Origin of the sequence: Bradyrhizobium sp. LA6.8 (assembly GCF_040547935.1) — a bacterium.
Lineage (GTDB): Bacteria > Pseudomonadota > Alphaproteobacteria > Rhizobiales > Xanthobacteraceae > Bradyrhizobium > Bradyrhizobium barranii.
On record NZ_JBEPQQ010000012.1, the window covers coordinates 18,317 to 36,634 of the forward strand.

The following is an 18,318-nucleotide window of genomic DNA, read 5'->3' on the forward strand; positions in this document are numbered from 1 at the left end:
CGGCTTCAGCGCCTGACCGTGGTCTCGACGCTGACCGAGCCGCCGATCTTCACGCAGGTGCCGGTGCTCTCGACCATGACGAAGCGCGGGCCATAGGCGGCGCAGGAGCCGGTCTTCACTGTGCCGCCCGTCCCCTTCAGCGGCAGAGCCTTGCCGGCCTGCGGCCGCTCGGCGGGCGGAAGGCGCAGGGCCTCGGCCGCGGCCGCGGAGGTGGCCAGCAACGGGATGAGGATGAGGAGCGGCGCGCGCATGCAGCCGTTCTAGCCCGGACCGGCGCCACGCGCCATCCGGGTCGCGCCGCCCGGGATCAGATGAACTTGACGCCGGCCGATTTGCCGCGGCGCCAGATCACCTGGCAGCTCCGCCCGGTGCGGGCGTCACGCGCGAACGCCATCCGGATCACGCCCGGGAGCTGGCTTGCGTCCTCGTCCAGCATGATCTTCGCGCCGGTATCAGAGATGTCCTCGACCAGGCAATGCCGCGCCGCGAACCCGCCGTCGAGCGTGATCCAGGCGTGCCGCGACAGCGATTTGCGGGCTGCGCGCTTCTTGGGCTGGGGCATGGACAAATTTCTCCGGTTCCAGCGCTAGCTCACGCCCCCTAAGAAACCGTTGAAATCGCCCCCGAATGTAGCGGGGGTGGAGGCTATCCACCGGTGCCAAAAGACCGTTCCCGAACGGCTTGCCCACGGCGCCAAAGGCCACTATACGTTCGCCCGCTGCAGCCGCCGGGCTCGACTCGGGTGGCCGGCGGCCATGCCGTGAAAAGCGGCGGGGCCTTGTGTTTGCTCCCTTCGTCTATCGGTTAGGACGCCACCCTTTCACGGTGGAGAGAGCGGTTCGATTCCGCTAGGGAGCGCCAACAAAATCAATCACTTACTGCCCTGCCCTACCGCCTTGTCCAACACATGGCCAATATACGCGTGTGGACTCGTACACAGCGCCGGGTCGCGGAGCTGCGCGAAATGGAGCGCCTTTGCTCGGGTTGGCGGACGATGACGATCTCGTTCTCGCGCGCGACGGACTGAGCGCTGGCGGCCGACTACCGCCGCTGCGGACGCGATGGTTCCCTCTGGTGCTGTTTGGGACCTTTAGGGCGCGCTGAGCGTTGAGGCGTTAGCACCGGGGCAGGATCGCGAACCCCGGAGTTCGGATCATGAGCACGATCCCTGCGGACCTCGAAAGAAAGTTCGAACAACGGTGGGCCGCCAGATTGGCGCGGCCCATTCCGCCGGCTCCATTTGCGCGCCCAGCCTGTCCGAGGTGTAAGGCCCAGATGATGCTCGTCAGCATCGAGCCAAAAAGCCTAAGCGTGGACTTGCACAGGTTTCGCTGCGCTGTCTGCAATCACGCACTTACGACATTCGCAACGCATGAAGATCCCATGCATTCCAATGGCCGCTGGCTTCAAGGCGATTTGCGCCCACCGAAGTAACCCGCGCTGCAAGTCGTGACCGAAGGCGAGACGCCGCGGCTGCCGGAAGGTTTCAGGGTCGAGCTCGACAAGGACGGTTGGCGGCACTGACTCGCGCGAAGCGGCGATGGCCTCAATGCATCTGCCGCTCTGACTGATCTTCACTAATCCGCCAGCCGCGTAGGGCATGACCATGTCCGATGACTGGACCAAACGAGCGACGAACATCCTTCGAGAACTTCATGCTGCCGAGACGGAGCTAATCGGCAGGGGTGTTATCCTGACCGACGGTAAGGCGGGGACGGTTGATCACGTCTTCCTTGACGAGGTGCACGGACTCCGGATCTCGATCGGTGGCCACGACGGCAAGTGGCCGATTTCGACTCTGAAGCTTCTAGACTCCGGTTTCGCCAGATAGCTTGTCCGCCCGGTCACCGTCCGCGGTGATCACTCGGTGACCGGGCGCCCAGCGCGGACTTCGAAGGCCTGCTCGCCGGTGCCTGGCCGAGTAAGCCAGTCACAGTTTACCTGGAGTGGCAGCCATGATGCAGAACGTTGTAGCCGGATGCGTCGTAGTGGCTTTGATTATCCTGGCCTTGATTGGCTTCGCCCAAACGCACCATGAATGTTGGCACGGGCACGTGCTCCTAACCCATGAGCCCTGCGGATCCGTCAGCCCTTCAATATAGGAACAACCATTTTCCGCTGATCTAGGCGCGGGACCATAGCCCCGCCGCTCGTGAAGTTCTGCCAGCTTGCGGACGACTCAGCGCGAAAGCCCCCCTACCGCCCGGTAACCGCCTTCTGGCGCGCAGCGTTCAGGCCTGCCTTTGTCTGTGCAGTTGCGGCACTCGCGGGCTCTCGATTTGGGGGCGGCTCATTGAGGTCTCGGGCCCACGGCGCGCCAGATCGAGCAACTGACTTCGGAGCGGCATGTTCTGAGCTGGAGCAGGCAGAGACGAGAGAGACGACAACAAGGGACATCCCCGTCCGGCCCAACGTTTGAGTGATCCTGTTCATCAGGCAATCAACTTCTGGCGCGGCCTTACTGTTGGCGCCTGCGATCCGCTCTAGCATCGAAATAGATGACCACCGCGAATGTGGCGCCTAGAGCCAAAACGCTGACACAGCCGGTAATCAACGCCACCGCCATCATAGCTGGATCAGTATTTCTACGGCGTCAGGGCTGGGCAATTCACGAATGATTAGCGCATGCAACAAGGCTGGGGCCCGCCAGCGTGAACCGGCGGGCCTTTGCTTTTCCACACCCACGATGCGCAGTAGCCCGCGTTCGTTCCGCGGCCCAAGGGATTGATAATTTGACTCTCGCGGCGCCAGGCTTCGATGGCGCAATAACCAAGGTAGAGAACCGAGCGGCCGCCAGGGCCTACCACCAGGAGCGGATGCGTAAGCTCGACGAGGAAGCCAAAGCAGCACGCATTTTTAGACGGGGATAAACGACCATGGACATCATCCCATCTCTTTCACGGTGGAGAGAGCGGTTCGATTCCGCCAGGGAGCGCCATCATCCGGGCCATCGGGTGATGCGGCGAAATCCGCCCCCCTCCATGAACCTCCCTGCCCCTGACCGACGACCAATGTCCCGTTGGAACCGGTGCAGGCCATGGCGCAGCGCAAATCCCCCTCGGACCGCCAGACCGGCGCCGCCTCGCCGGCACCGCCGTCCTGGATGCGCCGTACCGCGCCCTACGCGCCGGAGCGGCGCGCCAGAATGCTGGAGCACATGGCACGCGCCCGATCGCTTCCGCAGCCCCAGGCCGCGACGGCGTCGCCGCGCGCGAGCGGCATGGACATTCTCGGCGATGCCTTCGGCTACACGGTCCTGTTCGGTGTCATCGCCCTGCTCTTCCAGTCGCGCATTCCGCTCTACCTCGGCGCCTATCTCTTCCTCACCGACGGCGAGCGCATCGAGCACGCACTCAGAGCGGTCGGCATCCGGTTCGAGCCCAACACGATCGGCCCCGACATCATCAAGGGCTTCGCCTCCCTGTTCGGATGGTTCGCGCTGCTCGCGTCCTTGCAAGGCTCCGTCCCGGCCTGGCTTGCGGCATGGATGCCGCCGGCCGCATCCTGGTCCGCCATTGCCGGCATCGCCGTCGTGTTCGCGACCGTCGAAGCGTCTGCGGGGCTGGCGATGCGACACGCATTGCCGTGGTTCGGATTTCAGATCAGGCCGGACAGCCTGACCGCGACGGCGATCAAACTCCTCATGACCCTTGGCCTGCTCGCCTTGCTGGTGCTGCTCGGATCTCTCTGAGCGGCACGCAATGACGATGTCGTGAGACGGCCGGGTCGTTTACCGGAAATTTACCCCTGCTATTTGATCGGCGTATCGTTTGCTTAGACGTTGCGCCCTACCGTGATTTTACGGAAACAATCCGAAACACGATTGGCCTTCATGTCCGTCTCAGAGTTCCTCCGGCAGCGTGCAGTGGAAGTCAGCGTGAGCGGCAGCTACTCGCTGCCGCGCTGGTACGATTGTGAGGGCCAGCTGCGCACCTTCGCCTGCCGCACCAAGCGTGTCTCCCCGTTCCGCATGATCGTCGACGTGCCTGTTGTCGGAAAGGTCGGCGAGCGCGTGACCTCCTATTTTCAGGACTTTGGCGAATTCCAGTGCACCATCAGCGCGACGCTGAAGGCGGGCTTTCTGATGGAACTCGACATGACGCGAGAGCGGCGCGCCTGGATGTCGGAAAAGCTGACCTGGCTGGAGAAGAAGCAGAAGGACGTCAGCATTTTGGAACTGCGCAATGACGCGCGCTTCGTTCCCCAGGTCTCGCACACCTTTCTGACGCTCGCCGACGGCAGCACCCATCCCTGCTTCATCATCGACGTCTCCACGGCCGGCGTCGCGATATCCTGCGAATACGACCCGGCGATCGGAACCCCGCTTGCGGTCGGCGCCTGCGTCGGGCGCGTCATTCGCAAATTCGACAACGGCTTTGCGGTCAAGTTCGCCGAGAAGCAGCAGCGGGACGACCTCGTCCGCCTGGTCGTCCGTACGCCCATGCTGCAATCGGCCTGAATCGGCCCGATCGATTTTAACTCAACTTTAACTAAATGCTGGAGGTGCCGATCCCCGCGCGATAGGGTGTGACCCAGCACGTCCGCAATCACTGCGGGCCTCGACTTATTGGAAGTCCTGGAATGTCCATCGCTGAGTTCGCCCCGGCAGAGACCGCCCAAAACGCGCCCGCCGTCGCAAAGCCGCAGCTCCCGCCCGGCGTCATCACTGAAGGCCCGCTCGTCCAGGCCAAGTTGCGCGAAAGCTATCTCCTCCTCGGTATTCTCTACGTCGGCGCCGTCGCGGGCATCATCTGGGCCATCACCCAAGGCGTCGGCAAGGTGGAGCTGTTTACCTTCGCCTGGATGTTCGCGCTGACGACGTTCGGCATCGGCGCGGGCATGCACCGCCTGTTCGTCCATCGCAGCTTCCGCACCGGCCCGATCATGCGCGTCTTCTTCTGCGCCATCGCCCAGATGGCGGTGCAGGGCTCGATCGCGAAATGGGTCGCCAACCACCGCCGCCATCACCTCTATGCCGATGACGTCGGCGATCCCCACAGCCCGCAGTTCGACGGCTTCGGCAATCGCTATGTCAGCGCGCTCAAGGGTTTCCTGCACGCCCAGGGCAGCTGGGTGTTCGACCAGGCGACCACCGACAACGAATACTACGCCAAGGACATCCTCGCCGATCCGATCGCGATGTTCTTCGTGCGCACGCGCTGGGTCTGGTACGGGATGTCCGGTGTCTTCATTCCCGGCGTGATCGGCTACACCTTCGGTGGCGTGCACACCATGATCGGCTGCGTGCTGTTCTCCGGCCTGCTCCGCTGTTACCTGCTGATCCTCACCAGCCAGCTCACCGGCTCGGTCTGCCACGCCTACGGCTATCGCCGCTTCGAGGTCGAGGACGCCTCGACCAACGAGTTCGTGACCACGATCCTCACCTTCGGCGAGGGTCTGCACAACAACCATCACCGCTTCCCGCGGGACGCCTATATCTCGCACGCCTGGTGGGAGATCGATCTCAACGGCCTGATCATTCTGGGCATGGAGAAGATCGGCCTCGTCCACGACGTCTTCCACGCCTCGCACCGTCAGCTCGAGCTGGCGTCCGAAGCGGAGGCGCAGGCAGCCACGACGGTGCGCTAAAGGCGGCAGGCGGCGGCCGTTCCTCCGGCCGCCTTGCCTCCGCTCCGCTGCCCTATCGCGGCCCCATTGCGGGATCAGCTTTTGAGGGTCTGTGCCTCGTGCCGGACCTCATTTGCAGACTTGCGATCGGGGGACCGAATGGCAGTCAACAAGATTAGGATTGATAAGATCACTTGGGACAGGGTTGGCCGGGTCACCGAGCCCGGACGCTACATGTACACCTTTGGCTGGCTGACGATTACGGCCGGCGATCTCGATATCTGGAAGCAATATCCGCAAGCCGCCTTCACGCTGCTCGCGCACCACGCCGAGCCGGACGAGGCCGTCGGCGAGGAATTCCATCTCGGCGCCTTCGACATCGCGCCGGACACCCCGCCGCCGTTCACCACGCATTGAAGCGCGGGAACGCCGGCCCAAATCGCCTTGCGGGCTGCGCGCGGCGCAGGCGACCGCGGGAACGCATGGCATGCACGTTGCTTAATCAACGTCATGATGCACATCCCCGCCGTCGACCAGGCCTTCCTGCTGCTGCTCATCGTCTTCTGCCTTGGCACGTGCCTCGTACGCGCCTTCTGGGAGCTGGAGCAGCTGCGGGCACGCCGGGTCGCTGCGCCGCCCCGCGGGCGCACAACGAAGCGTGACTAGGCCGGTTGGCCCGGCCGCGCGTTGTCCAGGCGGCAGCCACGCCGCCTCTGGACACGCCGTTCGCGCACGTGCATCGTGAATCGAAGAAACCTGCGCAGTGCCTTGATCTGACTTGCCAATCGCGATCCGGTGACGAGCGCGGGCCGCTCCCATCAATGACGAATTGGTTCTGTCATGCGCTTGATTGCGCTCGTCTTCTACACGTTCGGTGCCGATCAAGATGAACGCTGGCTGTCGCGCCTGTTAAGTGACGCGACAGCAATTGCATGACACATGGTCGCATCGGTAGACGTAGATAAGCAGATCAAGGGAACCTATTTTCGGCGCCGATGTACCTGATTGAAGCTTTGCCCACTGTCATCGGAACTGCCGCCATCGCCCCGGCGCTGCTGATGCTGTGGCTCGTCATTGCCGCCGAGGAGCGCCCGGGACCGCCGGCCCAGGTCTGGACTGCGTTCCTGCTCGGTGCGGCCAGCATTTCGCTGCTGGGCCTTGCCCGCGCGCCCTTCGCCAAGATGGTTGCGGCCCCCGACAACCCCTGGGCGGCGCTCGCCATGCATTCGGTCTTCGGGGTCGCGCTGCCCGAGGAAGCGGTCAAGGTGATCGCCATCGTGCTGGTCTCCTCGACCAAGCGGCGGACCTTCGCCAATCCGATGGACACCGTGGTCTATGGCGCCGCGGTCGGCCTCGGCTTCGCCGCCTACGAGAACCTCGCCTACCTCGTCCAGCACGCCGAGATGTGGCGCTCGCTGGCCGCGCTGCGCAGCGTGCTGACCGTGCCGTTCCACGGCGCGCTCGGCATCATCGCCGGCGCCTACCTGACGATCGCGCGGGCCGGCACGGCGCTGGGCGCCAACCGCCACCACCGCGACTGGGCCCGCCTGTCCAGCCGCCTGCTGATCTTCGCCGGCCCGCTCGCGCTGCATTCGGCCTTCGATTTCCCGCTGCTGACCTTGCAGCGGATGCCCGATCTCGATCCGACGCTGCGGATGTGGCTGGGCGGAGCGAGCCTGCTGATCGGCTTCAGCTCGATCGCCTTCGCCATCCGCCTGGTGCGGCGGGTCGCGCGCCATCACGCGCCGCGGACCGATATCGCGCGGGAGCGGCTTAGCCAGCTGCGCCGGATGTGGGCGCTGCTGCTCGCCGGCGGCGGCGTCGGCTTTCTCGGCCTCGCCTTCGTGCTGACCTCGATCCATCACTGGCTGATCAATCCCGAGCGCAATCTGACATTGGCCCTGATCCCGATTGGCTTCGTCTCGATCCTGCTCGGCCTCGCGCTCCTGATCGTCACGATCGCGATCTACATTCTCGGCCGCAACCGCGTTCGCACCAGCGGCGAAGGTTTTTCGTCAGCGCACGGCGGCGGTTGAGCCCCGGGATGGCAAGCGCGGTGTGTGCATACTAGATTGAGCACACATCTTTCGATCTGGAGCCTGCCGATGACATCGCCTGAGGATTTTTCCCGGCTGCAATCCGCCATGAGCGAAACGGTCAAGGCGCATTGGAAGGCTTTCCTGTTCGAAGGCATCCTGCTTGCCGTCCTCGGCGTCGCCGCACTGATCCTGCCGCCGCTCGCGAGCCTTGCGATCACGATCTTTCTCGGCTGGATGTTCCTGATCAGCGGCATCGGCGGACTGATCGTGACCTATTGGGCGCGCAGCTCGCCGGGATTCTGGTGGTCGCTGATCTCGGCTGCGCTGGCCGTGCTCGCCGGCATGCTCCTGCTGGCCCGACCCATGCAGGCCGTGCTGACGCTGACCATCGTGCTCGGCGCCTACTTCCTCGCCGAGGGCGTCGCCACCATCATGTATGCGCTCGAGCACCGCCGCGAGCTGAACAGCCGGTGGTCCTGGCTCCTGATCTCGGGCCTCGTCGACATCGCCATCGCGTTCATGGTGATCACCGGGCTGCCGAGCTCGGCGGAATGGGCGATCGGCATCCTCGTCGGTATCAATTTGCTGTTCGGCGGCGCCACCCTGATCGGCATGGCGCTGGCGGCACGCAAGAGCAACAGTTGAGGCGCCTCGTGGCCGTTCGCGCCGATTGGGGGGTGACAACCCGCCAATCGCACGCTATATGAGCGGCCATGATCACCCTCGTCACCAGCTATTTTTGGTACTTTAGCTACGACAGCTCGCTGGCGGCAGGAGGATCGCGCTCAATCTGAATATTGAAGCAAACGTCCGAACAAGCCGCCAGACCTGGCGGCTTTTTTATTGCCGGCAGGTTCAAACAAACAGGAGCCCGCCGTGCTGAGCACGACCGACGATCTTCGTATCCGCGAACTGAAAGAGCTGAGCACGCCGGAAGAGGTGATGCGGGAAGTCCCGCGCACGCTCACCGCAACGCGTGTGGTGATGGCGGCGCGCAACGCCATCCATGCCATCCTCAACGGCCAGGACGACCGCCTGCTCGTCGTGGTCGGCCCCTGCTCGGTGCACGATCCCAAGGCCGCGCTCGAATATGCCGAGCGCCTCGCGAGCTTGCGCGAAGAGCTGGCCGACCAGCTCGAGATCGTGATGCGGGTCTATTTCGAGAAGCCGCGCACCACCGTCGGCTGGAAGGGCCTGATCAACGATCCCGACCTGGACGGCAGCTTCGACATCAACAAGGGCCTGCGGCTGGCGCGCAACGTGCTGTCCGCGGTAAACAATCTCGGCCTGCCCGCCGGCGCAGAATTTCTGGACATGACGACGCCGCAATACATTGCGGACCTCGTGTCCTGGGCCGCGATCGGCGCGCGCACGACCGAGAGCCAGATCCATCGCGAGCTGGCCTCGGGGCTGTCCTGCCCGGTCGGGTTCAAGAACGGCACCGACGGCAATGTGCGCATCGCGGCGGACGCGGTGAAGTCGGCCTCACATCCGCATCATTTCATGGCGGTGACCAAGCTCGGCCGTTCGGCGATCGCTTCGACCGCGGGCAACGAGGATTGCCACATCATCCTGCGCGGCGGCAGCCAGCCGAACTACGATGCGGCAAGCGTCGCGGCGGCCTGCAACGATCTGGCCAAATCCGGCGTCGCGCCGCTGGTGATGGTGGATGCGAGCCACGCCAATTCGAGCAAGAAGCCGGAAAACCAGCCGCTGGTCATGGCCGACATCGCCGGCCAGATCTCAGGTGGCGAGAACCGTATCATGGGCGTGATGATCGAGAGCAATCTCGTTGCCGGCCGCCAGGACGTGGTGCCGGGCAAGCCGCTGACCTACGGCCAGAGCATCACGGACGGATGCATCGACTGGGCGACCACGGCAACCGCGCTCGAGCAACTCGCTGACGCGGTCGAGATCCGGCGCAACACGAAGCGCGCGGGGCTGCACGAACGCTCGGCGTAAGGCCAAAGCCAACGCGGGCGGGGCGAGCTGTCGCGCCCTGCCCGCCGCGAGCCACAAGCTAACAGCCGCGGCAGATGCTCTTGATCTTCTTGTCGAGCGCCGCGTCTTCCTTGTTCACGGGATTATTCGGATCGCTCAGATTTTTCTCGTTCGGTACGTCACCGGCGCGCGGCTGGCGATGCCCGATCGGCGCTTGCGGCACCGACCCGGACGTCGCGCCGCCGGATGTCGACCCCTTGGAGCCGCTGGGCTGTGCAACCGCCGCGCCGCCAAGCAAGACCACGAGCGACGCTGCCACCACCATGATCTTCTTCATGTCCGTTCCTCCATCCTCAAACCCACGTTCTCTGCATCGCCGCTCACGTCTCGGGCGGATAGAGATGAACGTCGCCGCAATAATCCACGATACGATAGCGCGTTTCCGTCTCCGCTTCACGCGCGTCGGCTGCGGTATTTTGCACCGCCAACACATAATTCGGCCCCACCGGCGATTTGCCGGCGCCGCCGGGAATGTCGATGACATAGTCGGGCTGACACAGTCCTGACACCCGTCCGCGCAACTGCCGCATCAAATCCTGCCCCTGGGCCAGCGTCGTTCGCAAATGCACGGTGCCCGGCGCGAGATCGCCGTGATGCAGATAATAGGGCTTGATCCGGCATTCGACGAAAGCTCGCATCAAATCCGACAAAGCGGCAATGCTGTCGTTGACGCCGCGCAAAAGCACGGACTGACTCACCATGGGAATTCCGGCATCGGCAAGCCGCGCGCAGGCCGCGCGCGCAGGCCCCGTCAACTCGCGCGCATGGTTGGCATGAACCGCGACCCAGGTGGTCGCGCCCTCGACCTTCAACGCAGCCACCATCTCGTCGCTGATCCGCGCGGGATCGGCTACCGGCACGCGGGTGTGAAGACGGATGATCTTGACGTGATCGATTCCCGCGAGATCGGCCATGATCTCGCTCATCCGGCGCGGCGATAGCATCAAGGGATCGCCGCCGGTCAGGATCACTTCCCAGATCTCGCTGTGCGAACGGATGTAGTCGATCGCCGCGCGATATGCGCCGTCCGAGAGCGCGTTCTCCTTGCCGGGCCCGACCATTTCGCGGCGGAAGCAGAAGCGGCAATAGACCGCGCAGACGTGGACGAGCTTGAACAGCACGCGGTCGGGATAGCGATGCACAATGCCCTGCACCGGCGAGTGCGGATGATCGCCGATCGGATCGGCGCTCTCACCTGGCTGCATCTCCAGTTCCGCGACGGTCGGAACGAATTGCCGCGCGATCGGATCGTCGGGATCGGACGTGTCGATCAGCTCGGCCAGCGCCGGCGTGATCGCCACCGCATAGCGCGCGGCGACACGTTCGAGCGCGGGCAGCGCTTCGGCCGGTGCGAGCTGCGCGGCCACAAGTTCGGCCGGCTCACGCAGGGTGCGTGCAAGGTTGATCTTCGTCATGTCTCACTTAACGTTTCATTTGCAGGCGGTGTCCACACCACCTGATCGATCCGCGCTGCGCCGCTCGCCAGCATCACCAGCCGGTCGAAGCCGAGCGCGACACCGCTCGCCTCCGGCATTTGGGCGACCGCGGCCAGAAAATCCTCGTCCAGCGGATAGGCCTCGCCATAGCGGCGCTGCTTCTCCGCCATCGACTGCGTGAAGCGCTTGCGCTGTTCCTCGGCGTCGGTCAACTCGCCAAAGCCGTTGGCGAGTTCGACGCCGCAGGCATAGACCTCGAACCGCTCGGCGACCCGCGGGTCATCGGCCTTCACCCGCGCCAGCGCCGCTTCTGGAGATGGGTATTCGAACAGAATGGTCAAACGCCCCTGCCCCAGATGCGGCTCGACATGCTCGACCAGGACCTTGCTGAAGATGTCGGACCAGGTGTCGTCCTCCGCCACCCGGACCTTGCCGCCGGCCGCCTGCGCGAGCGCGGTACGGTTACCCTCGCCGCCCGAAATTGTCGACAGCAGGTCGATCCCTGCGAACCGCTCGAAGGCCCCCGCGACCGTCACCAGCTCCGGCTCGGCGAAGGGGTCGGCGGTCCGGCCGCGGAAGGAGAACGTCCCGATCCCGGTCGCCTGCGCGGCGCGGGCGATGACGACGACGGTGTCCGCCATGATGGCGTCATAGGGGGCGCGAGCCCGATACCATTCCAGCATGGTGAATTCGGGCAGATGCAGGTCGCCGCGCTCGCGATCACGGAATACCCGTGCGAATTCGAAAATCCGCTCCTCGCCGGCCGCCAGCAGCTTCTTGCAGGAGAATTCCGGCGAGGTCCGCAAGTACCGGCTGGCACGGCTGCCATCCGGCCGCATGATCTCGGTCCGGGGGGCATGCAGATGGGTTTCGTTGCCCGGGGAGACCTGAAGGACCGAGGTTTCGACCTCGAGGAACCCCTGCTCGGCGAAAAAGTCCCTGAGAGACTCGGTAATGGCCCCCCTGGCCTGGAGGAACGGCCGCCGGTCGAGGTGCCGCGAGGGCGACCAGAACGGCGAAATCGGCTTGTCCCCAACCATCAACCGGCCGCCCCGCAGGCCAGCAAAATGCTGGCATTCAACGACAAAATGCGTATGTTGCGGCCCGAAACGGGTGCCGCGGTCTGATTTGAGGCCCCAGGTCCCCCATCAATTTGACCACGTCCTGGCCGGAGCCGGGCCAAGCAAGCAGGAAATATAGCTTTGAGAGTCATCGCCAGTTCTATTCGCAAGGGCAACGTGATCGAGCAAGACGGCAAGCTTTATGTCGTTGTGACCGCCGAGAACATCCATCCCGGCAAGGGCACTCCGGTCAGCCAGATCGAAATGCGCCGAATCTCGGACGGGGTAAAGATCTCCGAGCGCTACAAGACCACCGACCAGGTCGAGAAGGCCACGATTGAAGAGCGCAACTTCACCTTCCTCTATGAAGATGGCGACGGCTTCCATTTTATGAACCCGGAAACCTATGACCAGGTCCAGGTGTCCAAGGACGTCATCGGCGATGCGGCCGCTTATCTCCAGGAGAGTATGACGGTCAAGCTGTCGACGCATGACGTCAACGTGGTGTCGATCGCATTGCCGCAGCGCGTGACGCTGGAAGTGGTCGAGACCGAGCCCGTGACCAAGGGCCAGACCGCCTCCTCCTCCTACAAGCCCGCGGTGCTCTCCAACGGCCTGCGCACCACCGTGCCGCCGCACATCGCCGTCGGCACCCGTATCGTGGTGATGACCGAAGACGGCTCCTACTCCGAGCGCGCCAAGGACTAAGCGAGGAATCAGAGCAGGTGCCGCCGGGGGCCGAGGCAGTGGTTGGGAAAAGTTTCCGCTTCGTCTCGCTGATTCTGGCGGCGCTTTCGCTCCTCACCGCCACTCCGCTCGCTGCGGACGAAATCCGCAGCCCTTCGCTCACGGCGCTGCGCGTCGATTGGCGCGCAGCGCTCGACCAGTTCCGCACCGAGGTCAACAGCCGTCCTCCGATCGCGGGCGACTTCATCTTCGCACCCCGCCGTTCGGTGCCACGCTACGATCCGCGCGCGATGCCTGCGCTGGTGCAGCTCAACGCGGTCTCATCGCAATTCTTCACCGGTATCGCCCGCAGCTCCGTGCCCGTGCTGCTGCCGTTCGATGCTGCCGCCTATCTCGAGGCGCAGCGCAATCGCGCGCCGGGGACACTCGCGCTCTCGCACTATCAGGCCGATTTCAATCCCGTCGACATGTTTGATGCCGGCCCCTCAGGTTATAGTGCCAGCTTCTCGCTCGAACCCGGCGCCGGCGACGGTATGCCGAGCCGTGTCTACACAAGGCCGGTCGAGGTGCAGATCACGGGCTCGGCACTCGTTTACGACGTCGCCGATCCCGCCGGCGGCAAGGGCGAGCAGGTCAAGCCGCTTGCGGCAACCTATCCGGACCTGCGCAGGTTCATCCGGGAAGGCTATGTGCGCTACGCCTTCACCCGCTTCGGCGTTGCCTATGTGGTCTCCATCCAGTGCCTGGACAGCATCGCAAAGCCGCGGAGGCTCGCCTGCAAGGAAGCCTATCCGGTTGCCGAGCGCTTCCTGAAAGGGCTCCGCATCGCCGGCGGCCAGCGCATGCGACCGCTGACGGACATGGCCTCCAGCATCATCGATCGTCCTTCAGCGCGGTCGCCGGATTTCACCTACCGACCGAGCGGCGACATCATCCCGAACACCGGCTATCGCAACAAGGCCGGCCATCCGGATGTGATGGCCTATGCGCAGATCCGTTTTCCGCTCGAAAAGGCGCCCGCCTTCGTGCGTTCGCAATCCTACGGCAAGCGCGACAAGAGCGACGGCCCGACGGCCTATCCCTGGCGCGACAATTTCTGCGAGTCCCGCAGTTTCGAGGTCTGGCAGTGCGGCGGCGGTTATGGCCACCAGGGCGAGGACATCCGCGCCGCCGAATGCCCACCGCCCGGCGAAGGCCACGAACCCTGCGATCGCAAGCAGCGCGGCGTCGTCGCGGTGCGCGACGCCATCGTGATCCGCGGCGCCAAGGATCAGGCCGCGACGCTCGAGGTCAACAGCCGCACCGAGCATATCCGCTTCCGCTATATGCACATGAACCCGCAGGCGCTGACCGCCGACGGCATGCTCAACGGCCGCATCGTCACCGAAGGCGAGAAGATCGGCGTGGTCTCCAACTATCTCGACCATCCCGCCGGCACATCGATGCATTTGCATTTCGACGTGCAGGTATTTACTCGCGACGGCTGGATCTGGGTCAGTCCTTACGTCACGCTGGTCTCGGCTTATGAACGCCTGATCCACGCCCGCGGCCGCGAAGTCGGCCCCGAGATCGCCGGCACGCCGCAGCCGGTGGCGCATGCGTTGCCGGAGGACGTGATCAAGCCGGACCTGCGCGAAGGATCGAGCGGCGAGGAGAATTGAGGGGCGAGTTCGCTCATGCGGCCGCTACGGACTACTCCAACAGCGTCGTCAGCTGCGCGCCCTCGTCCGCCACGAACACCGCGATCAATTCCGCCGGCTCGGTCGTGCTGGCATTGGCCGAGACCAGATGCGTCGATCCCGGCGGCTCGAAGAAGGACTGGCCGACACCAAATGTCTCGACAGGACCGCCGCCAAGCTGGGAACGGATTTCACCCTTGGTGATGTAGGCGGTCACCGAACCCGCGTGACGATGCGGCCGCGAGAATCCGCCGGGACCGTAGAACACACGCACGATGGTGACGCGCTTGCCCGGGACGTTCGGCAACGCGTAGGAGCCGATCGGCTCGACCTTGTCGAGCGGCGAGCTCTCGGCCGCGGTCGCGCAGAGCGGCGCCAACGCGCCGGATATCGTGTCCATGGTCACCGGCAACGCCTTGCCGATCGCGAGCGCGCAGGCGAGCCCGCCGACGACGGCCAGCGCCATCGAGCGCGATGGCACCGGACGCTGCGCATGGGTCAAACTCATTGCAGTCATGATAACCTCCCCTTGTTTTCTCGTTGTTGCAATCAAGATGCCGCGGCACTCGCTGCGACCGGCCGCTTCGCCGGCGTCCAGCGATACGCGGCGCCAAAGCGGTTCCAGACGTTGATCGAGGCGACCGCCGAGGTCAGGTACATCAGCTCGGCCTCGGAGAATTCGCGGGAAGTCTCCGCATAGACCTCTTCACTGACGCGATCGGGCAGGAAGGTCAGCGCCTCCGCCCAGGCCAGCGCGGCCCGCTCGCGCGCGGAAAAGACCGGCGCCTCGCGCCAGACCGCGACCAGATTGAGCTTGTCCACGGGCACGCCGATCCGCTCCGACAACAGGACGTGGTGCTGCACGCAGAAGGCGCAGCCGTTGATCTGCGAGGCGCGCAGCTTGACCAGCTCGAGCAGCTGCTTGTCGAGGCCCGCCTTGGCCGCCACCTGGCCGAGCGCCAGCACCAGCTCATACGCATCGGGCGCGATCTTCTTGAAATCTTCGTACTCGCTGCGGGCGTGTGACATTGGCGTTCACCTCGTGTATTGTAAGACTGCTTACATCTTATAAGAGCTCTTATATGTCACGCAAGACCGCTGCCATCACGAAATCGAAGGCTTCGCGGAAGCCGGCCGCGCCTGCCGAAATCGCTGCCGTTCGCGTGCCCGCGCCCGGAGAAGGCAAGCGCGGCGAGCAAGGTTATCTCGGCTATCTGCTGCGACAGGCCCACGCCGCGGTCCGCCTGACGATGGAACGGACGCTCGCCGACCTCGGCGTGACGTCGCCGCAATTTGCCGTGCTCACCATGCTGAACGCCTATCCGGGCCTCTCCGGCGCCGACGTCGCCCGGCTCACCTTCCTGACCCCGCAGACGGTCGGCGTGATCATTCGCAACCTCGATCGCGACGGTGCGATCGCAATGACGCCTCATCCGGTCCACGGCCGGATCCAGCAATGGACGCTGACGCAGCGGGGAACGACGCTGTTGAAGGCTTGCAGGGAGCGCGTGATCGCGCTGGAGAAGCGCCTTGCCGCAAGTCTGGACGCCAAGGCAGAGACCGCGATCCGGCGCTGGCTCGCCGGCATCGCCGCCGATTTGCAGGAGGACTAACCGGCTCTAGTCGCCGCCGCCTCCGTCACCACCGCAGCCGCCGTCGCCTCCATCGGCATCCGAGAAATCGCTGACGGCGCCGTCGCCCTGGATGCCACGACCAAAGTTCTCGGCGATGATCATCAGGATCACGACAAACAGCCCGGCGCCGAACGGCCAGGGATTGGAACGGATGATGTCGAACAGCTCCCGCATGCGCGCAATCTGGGCAGACGGAAGCAAACCGACCGTAAAGCGACAGGCTTGAAATTGGGGATATCCGGGCAAGCCTAAGGACGCTCAGCCGCCCTTCAACGCTTTCTTAACCTCGCCGTCGGGCCAGGCATCGCCCGCCGCGTTCACGCGCACGCGGCTCTGATCGGCGGCATTCACCAGCACATGCGAACTCGTCCGATCACCGCTCGGCTCGAGACGCAGATCGGTTTCGGGCTTCCAGCTCAACGTGGTCGCGAGATCGCCGGGATAGATCCGCCATTGCGATCCATCGTCGAGTTCGACGACATGGCTTTCCGCATGTGCCCGTATCTTCATTCCACCCCGAATTCTCGATGAGCAGACTGCGTGCAGAAGACGGGCCCCGGCGCTCGGCCGGGGCCCTGCTCCGTCAGTCGTTGTCGTGATGAATCACGGTCTTGCTGCGATTGCCGAATTCATCTTCCTTCTTGATCACCGTGGTGCGGTTGGCAGGCTCGCGCTCCCTGATGACTGTGGTGCGGTCGCGATCGCGGTCCCGCCCACGATATTCGTGGGACTGTCCGACCGTCACGCCCGCACCGACCGGGCCGACGTGAACGCCGACTTCGTCAGCGAATGCAGGGGCGGCGATGGCCGTGACCATGGCGGCGGCAAACAGATATCTCTTCATCTTCGTCCTCCAGTGTATGCGGAGGGAATGCGGGACTGCGACACTTTGTTCCGGCGGAACGCGGCGCGACGGCCTGTTCCCGGTGTTCCAGGAACCGGCCCACAGCAGCCGTGATTCCCGCTAGAATGGGTCCATGAAACAAGCTGATTCCTCGGCCAATCACAGCCGCCGCGCCCTGCTTCGATCCACGCTCGGCGCAGCCGCATTCATCACATTCCCTACGCAGCTTCTCGCCGCGCCTCCGGGATTCGACGAATGGCGCGAGGGTTTTCGTGCGCGCGCTATGGCGAAGGGCATTTCGGCCGCGACCTGGCAGCGTGCGATGGCGCGGGTCGAGCCCGACATGAGCGTGTTCAAGCAGATGCGCAACCAGCCCGAATTCCACGAGCAGGTCTGGCAATACATCAACCGCCGCGTCTCGGACTGGCGCATCATCAATGGCAAGATCGCGCTGAAAAACAACGAGGCGCTGCTCGCGCGCATCGAGCGTGATTTCGGCGTCGAGCGCGGCACGCTGCTGGCGCTGTGGGGCGTGGAGTCCGCCTATGGCGATCCGCTGGTGCAACAAAACCACATGACGCCGGTATTCCCCTCGCTCGCCGCGCTCGCCTGGAACGAGCCGCGCCGCAAAGCCTATTGGGAAACCGAGCTGATCAACGCGCTGCGCATCGTCGACAAGGGCTGGAGCACGCCGGAGCAGATGCAGGGCTCCTGGGCCGGCGCGATGGGGCATTCGCAATGGATGCCGGAAGTCTGGCTCAATGTCGGCATCGACTATGACGGCGACGGCAAGGTCTCGCCGTTCGGCAAGCCCGACGACGCGCTGGGATCGACGGCAAAGTACCTGGTCAATCGCGGCAAGTGGCGCCGTGGCGAGCACTGGGGCTACGAGGTGCGCGCGTCCGGCGATATGAGTGGCAACCGGACCTACGCGGCGTGGGCATCGGCCGGCGTCACCCGCGCCGACGGCCAGCCGTTTCCGCAACCGAATGCATCCGCGCAGATGTGGACGCCGGTCGCGGGCGGACCGACTTTCCTGCTGGGACCGAATTTCAATTCGGTGAAGAGCTACAATCCCTCGATGAACTATGCGCTCGCAATCTGCCATCTCGGCGACCGCTGCCTCGGCGCGCCGCCCTTCATCCAGCCCTTCCCCGGCTCAGAGCGCGCGCTGACGCTCGCCGAGGTGCAGGAGATGCAGACGCGCCTGACCAAGGCCGGGTTCGACACCGGTGGCACCGACGGCCGCGTCGGCAACGACACCATGAAGGCGATCAAGGATTTTCAGCAGCGCGCTGGGATCACGCCCGCGGATGGCTATGGCGGGCTGAAGGTGCTGGCGAAGCTGCGGCAGGGGTCGTAACTCGCC

At 64.5% G+C, this 18,318-nt stretch carries 23 protein-coding genes and 1 tRNA gene; 13 read left to right on the forward strand and 11 right to left on the reverse strand.

Annotation, left to right across the window (positions count from 1 at the left end; translation table 11 throughout):
• Positions 1 to 5: 5 nt before the first annotated feature.
• Positions 6 to 251: a hypothetical protein gene (locus ABIA90_RS39310; protein WP_354121672.1), complete on the reverse strand. Its 246-nt coding sequence runs from the start codon at positions 249 to 251 to the stop codon at positions 6 to 8.
• A gap of 56 nt (positions 252 to 307) precedes the next feature.
• Positions 308 to 562 carry a PilZ domain-containing protein gene (locus ABIA90_RS39315; RefSeq protein WP_028151008.1) on the reverse strand — a complete coding sequence of 85 codons (255 nt, stop codon included), beginning with the start codon at positions 560 to 562 and terminating at the stop codon, positions 308 to 310.
• A 224-nt stretch (positions 563 to 786) separates the two neighbouring features.
• Here ABIA90_RS39315 and ABIA90_RS39320 point away from each other — a divergent pair.
• From ABIA90_RS39320 to ABIA90_RS39345, 6 genes are all read left to right on the forward strand, one after another.
• Positions 787 to 861: transfer RNA gene (locus ABIA90_RS39320), tRNA-Glu, on the forward strand.
• 739 nt (positions 862 to 1,600) lie between these two features.
• Positions 1,601 to 1,831, forward strand: a complete 231-nt coding sequence (locus ABIA90_RS39325) for a photosystem reaction center subunit H (protein ID WP_081369264.1) — start codon at positions 1,601 to 1,603, stop codon at positions 1,829 to 1,831.
• Positions 1,832 to 3,037: 1,206 nt separating this feature from the next.
• Positions 3,038 to 3,691, forward strand: coding sequence for a hypothetical protein (locus ABIA90_RS39330; protein ID WP_354121671.1), 654 nt, complete (start codon positions 3,038 to 3,040; stop codon positions 3,689 to 3,691).
• 141 nt (positions 3,692 to 3,832) lie between these two features.
• Positions 3,833 to 4,459 (forward strand): PilZ domain-containing protein, encoded by a 627-nt coding sequence (locus tag ABIA90_RS39335; RefSeq protein ID WP_354121670.1) that lies wholly within the window; start codon positions 3,833 to 3,835, stop codon positions 4,457 to 4,459.
• A gap of 122 nt (positions 4,460 to 4,581) precedes the next feature.
• On the forward strand, positions 4,582 to 5,589 hold the full coding sequence (locus tag ABIA90_RS39340) for an acyl-CoA desaturase (RefSeq protein WP_354121669.1): 1,008 nt from the start codon (positions 4,582 to 4,584) through the stop codon (positions 5,587 to 5,589).
• Positions 5,590 to 5,727: 138 nt separating this feature from the next.
• Positions 5,728 to 5,985 (forward strand): hypothetical protein, encoded by a 258-nt coding sequence (locus tag ABIA90_RS39345; protein WP_063983473.1) that lies wholly within the window; start codon positions 5,728 to 5,730, stop codon positions 5,983 to 5,985.
• Between the two features lie 81 nt (positions 5,986 to 6,066).
• Here the strand turns inward: ABIA90_RS39345 and ABIA90_RS39350 are convergent, their stop codons facing one another.
• Positions 6,067 to 6,453, reverse strand: coding sequence for a hypothetical protein (locus ABIA90_RS39350; RefSeq protein ID WP_354121668.1), 387 nt, complete (start codon positions 6,451 to 6,453; stop codon positions 6,067 to 6,069).
• Between the two features lie 110 nt (positions 6,454 to 6,563).
• Here ABIA90_RS39350 and ABIA90_RS39355 point away from each other — a divergent pair, with 110 nt between their 5' ends.
• The 3 genes from ABIA90_RS39355 to ABIA90_RS39365 all read left to right on the forward strand — a co-directional run bounded on the left by ABIA90_RS39355 (position 6,564) and on the right by ABIA90_RS39365 (position 9,569).
• Complete coding sequence (locus ABIA90_RS39355; RefSeq protein WP_028151012.1) at positions 6,564 to 7,604, forward strand: PrsW family glutamic-type intramembrane protease; 1,041 nt, start codon at positions 6,564 to 6,566, stop codon at positions 7,602 to 7,604.
• 69 nt (positions 7,605 to 7,673) lie between these two features.
• A complete protein-coding gene (locus ABIA90_RS39360) occupies positions 7,674 to 8,252 on the forward strand; it encodes an HdeD family acid-resistance protein (RefSeq protein ID WP_354121667.1) in 579 nt (192 codons plus the stop codon).
• Between the two features lie 231 nt (positions 8,253 to 8,483).
• Complete coding sequence (locus ABIA90_RS39365) at positions 8,484 to 9,569, forward strand: 3-deoxy-7-phosphoheptulonate synthase (protein ID WP_354121666.1); 1,086 nt, start codon at positions 8,484 to 8,486, stop codon at positions 9,567 to 9,569.
• Between the two features lie 58 nt (positions 9,570 to 9,627).
• On the opposite strand, the gene ABIA90_RS39370 is transcribed toward ABIA90_RS39365, so the two are convergent.
• The 3 genes from ABIA90_RS39370 to epmA are packed head-to-tail and all read right to left on the reverse strand — an operon-like array spanning position 9,628 to position 12,084.
• Positions 9,628 to 9,885: a hypothetical protein gene (locus ABIA90_RS39370; protein WP_085401231.1), complete on the reverse strand. Its 258-nt coding sequence runs from the start codon at positions 9,883 to 9,885 to the stop codon at positions 9,628 to 9,630.
• A 43-nt stretch (positions 9,886 to 9,928) separates the two neighbouring features.
• The gene (locus tag ABIA90_RS39375; protein WP_354121665.1) at positions 9,929 to 11,023 is read right to left on the reverse strand and encodes a lysine-2,3-aminomutase-like protein; all 1,095 of its coding nucleotides are present in this window, start codon (positions 11,021 to 11,023) and stop codon (positions 9,929 to 9,931) included.
• Positions 11,020 to 12,084: an EF-P lysine aminoacylase EpmA gene (epmA, locus tag ABIA90_RS39380; RefSeq protein WP_354121664.1), complete on the reverse strand. Its 1,065-nt coding sequence runs from the start codon at positions 12,082 to 12,084 to the stop codon at positions 11,020 to 11,022. Before epmA ends, ABIA90_RS39375 begins: the two co-directional genes overlap by 4 nt.
• Positions 12,085 to 12,246: 162 nt before the next feature.
• Between epmA and efp the strand changes: the two genes are divergently transcribed.
• Both efp and ABIA90_RS39390 read left to right on the forward strand, forming a co-directional pair.
• Complete coding sequence (gene efp, locus ABIA90_RS39385; protein ID WP_063983478.1) at positions 12,247 to 12,813, forward strand: elongation factor P; 567 nt, start codon at positions 12,247 to 12,249, stop codon at positions 12,811 to 12,813.
• Between the two features lie 17 nt (positions 12,814 to 12,830).
• A complete protein-coding gene (locus ABIA90_RS39390) occupies positions 12,831 to 14,453 on the forward strand; it encodes a M23 family peptidase (protein WP_354121663.1) in 1,623 nt (540 codons plus the stop codon).
• A 31-nt stretch (positions 14,454 to 14,484) separates the two neighbouring features.
• Here the strand turns inward: ABIA90_RS39390 and ABIA90_RS39395 are convergent, their stop codons facing one another.
• Together ABIA90_RS39395 and ABIA90_RS39400 are read right to left on the reverse strand one after the other, a co-directional pair.
• Positions 14,485 to 14,988 (reverse strand): cupin domain-containing protein, encoded by a 504-nt coding sequence (locus ABIA90_RS39395; protein ID WP_354121662.1) that lies wholly within the window; start codon positions 14,986 to 14,988, stop codon positions 14,485 to 14,487.
• A gap of 32 nt (positions 14,989 to 15,020) precedes the next feature.
• On the reverse strand, positions 15,021 to 15,500 hold the full coding sequence (locus tag ABIA90_RS39400; protein WP_354121661.1) for a carboxymuconolactone decarboxylase family protein: 480 nt from the start codon (positions 15,498 to 15,500) through the stop codon (positions 15,021 to 15,023).
• 53 nt (positions 15,501 to 15,553) lie between these two features.
• On the opposite strand from ABIA90_RS39400, the gene ABIA90_RS39405 reads away from it, so the two are divergent.
• Entirely contained in the window at positions 15,554 to 16,084 is a 531-nt protein-coding gene (locus tag ABIA90_RS39405; protein ID WP_354121660.1) for a MarR family winged helix-turn-helix transcriptional regulator, read from the forward strand.
• Between the two features lie 6 nt (positions 16,085 to 16,090).
• On the opposite strand, the gene ABIA90_RS39410 is transcribed toward ABIA90_RS39405, so the two are convergent.
• From ABIA90_RS39410 to ABIA90_RS39420, 3 genes are all read right to left on the reverse strand, one after another.
• Positions 16,091 to 16,279 (reverse strand): hypothetical protein, encoded by a 189-nt coding sequence (locus tag ABIA90_RS39410; protein WP_038936126.1) that lies wholly within the window; start codon positions 16,277 to 16,279, stop codon positions 16,091 to 16,093.
• An 84-nt stretch (positions 16,280 to 16,363) separates the two neighbouring features.
• Complete coding sequence (locus ABIA90_RS39415) at positions 16,364 to 16,615, reverse strand: hypothetical protein (protein ID WP_354121659.1); 252 nt, start codon at positions 16,613 to 16,615, stop codon at positions 16,364 to 16,366.
• Positions 16,616 to 16,688: 73 nt separating this feature from the next.
• Entirely contained in the window at positions 16,689 to 16,949 is a 261-nt protein-coding gene (locus ABIA90_RS39420; protein ID WP_354121658.1) for a hypothetical protein, read from the reverse strand.
• Positions 16,950 to 17,082: 133 nt separating this feature from the next.
• On the opposite strand from ABIA90_RS39420, the gene ABIA90_RS39425 reads away from it, so the two are divergent.
• Positions 17,083 to 18,312, forward strand: a complete 1,230-nt coding sequence (locus ABIA90_RS39425) for a lytic murein transglycosylase (RefSeq protein WP_354121657.1) — start codon at positions 17,083 to 17,085, stop codon at positions 18,310 to 18,312.
• Positions 18,313 to 18,318 lie beyond the last annotated feature (6 nt).

Excerpts from the sequence above, each read along its gene's own strand:
- ABIA90_RS39310 (WP_354121672.1), bottom strand. The coding sequence starts at position 251 with ATGCGCGCGCCGCTCCTCATCCTCATCCCGTTGCTGGCCACCTCCGCG.
- ABIA90_RS39315 (WP_028151008.1), bottom strand. The coding sequence starts at position 562 with ATGCCCCAGCCCAAGAAGCGCGCAGCCCGCAAATCGCTGTCGCGGCAC.
- ABIA90_RS39325 (WP_081369264.1), top strand. The coding sequence starts at position 1,601 with ATGACCATGTCCGATGACTGGACCAAACGAGCGACGAACATCCTTCGA.
- ABIA90_RS39330 (WP_354121671.1), top strand. The coding sequence starts at position 3,038 with ATGGCGCAGCGCAAATCCCCCTCGGACCGCCAGACCGGCGCCGCCTCG.
- ABIA90_RS39335 (WP_354121670.1), top strand. The coding sequence starts at position 3,833 with ATGTCCGTCTCAGAGTTCCTCCGGCAGCGTGCAGTGGAAGTCAGCGTG.
- ABIA90_RS39340 (WP_354121669.1), top strand. The coding sequence starts at position 4,582 with ATGTCCATCGCTGAGTTCGCCCCGGCAGAGACCGCCCAAAACGCGCCC.
- ABIA90_RS39345 (WP_063983473.1), top strand. The coding sequence starts at position 5,728 with ATGGCAGTCAACAAGATTAGGATTGATAAGATCACTTGGGACAGGGTT.
- ABIA90_RS39355 (WP_028151012.1), top strand. The coding sequence starts at position 6,564 with ATGTACCTGATTGAAGCTTTGCCCACTGTCATCGGAACTGCCGCCATC.
- ABIA90_RS39360 (WP_354121667.1), top strand. The coding sequence starts at position 7,674 with ATGACATCGCCTGAGGATTTTTCCCGGCTGCAATCCGCCATGAGCGAA.
- ABIA90_RS39370 (WP_085401231.1), bottom strand. The coding sequence starts at position 9,885 with ATGAAGAAGATCATGGTGGTGGCAGCGTCGCTCGTGGTCTTGCTTGGC.
- ABIA90_RS39375 (WP_354121665.1), bottom strand. The coding sequence starts at position 11,023 with ATGACGAAGATCAACCTTGCACGCACCCTGCGTGAGCCGGCCGAACTT.
- epmA (WP_354121664.1), bottom strand. The coding sequence starts at position 12,084 with ATGGTTGGGGACAAGCCGATTTCGCCGTTCTGGTCGCCCTCGCGGCAC.
- ABIA90_RS39395 (WP_354121662.1), bottom strand. The coding sequence starts at position 14,988 with ATGACTGCAATGAGTTTGACCCATGCGCAGCGTCCGGTGCCATCGCGC.
- ABIA90_RS39400 (WP_354121661.1), bottom strand. The coding sequence starts at position 15,500 with ATGTCACACGCCCGCAGCGAGTACGAAGATTTCAAGAAGATCGCGCCC.
- ABIA90_RS39405 (WP_354121660.1), top strand. The coding sequence starts at position 15,554 with ATGTCACGCAAGACCGCTGCCATCACGAAATCGAAGGCTTCGCGGAAG.
- ABIA90_RS39410 (WP_038936126.1), bottom strand. The coding sequence starts at position 16,279 with ATGCGGGAGCTGTTCGACATCATCCGTTCCAATCCCTGGCCGTTCGGC.
- ABIA90_RS39415 (WP_354121659.1), bottom strand. The coding sequence starts at position 16,615 with ATGAAGATACGGGCACATGCGGAAAGCCATGTCGTCGAACTCGACGAT.
- ABIA90_RS39420 (WP_354121658.1), bottom strand. The coding sequence starts at position 16,949 with ATGAAGAGATATCTGTTTGCCGCCGCCATGGTCACGGCCATCGCCGCC.
- ABIA90_RS39425 (WP_354121657.1), top strand. The coding sequence starts at position 17,083 with ATGAAACAAGCTGATTCCTCGGCCAATCACAGCCGCCGCGCCCTGCTT.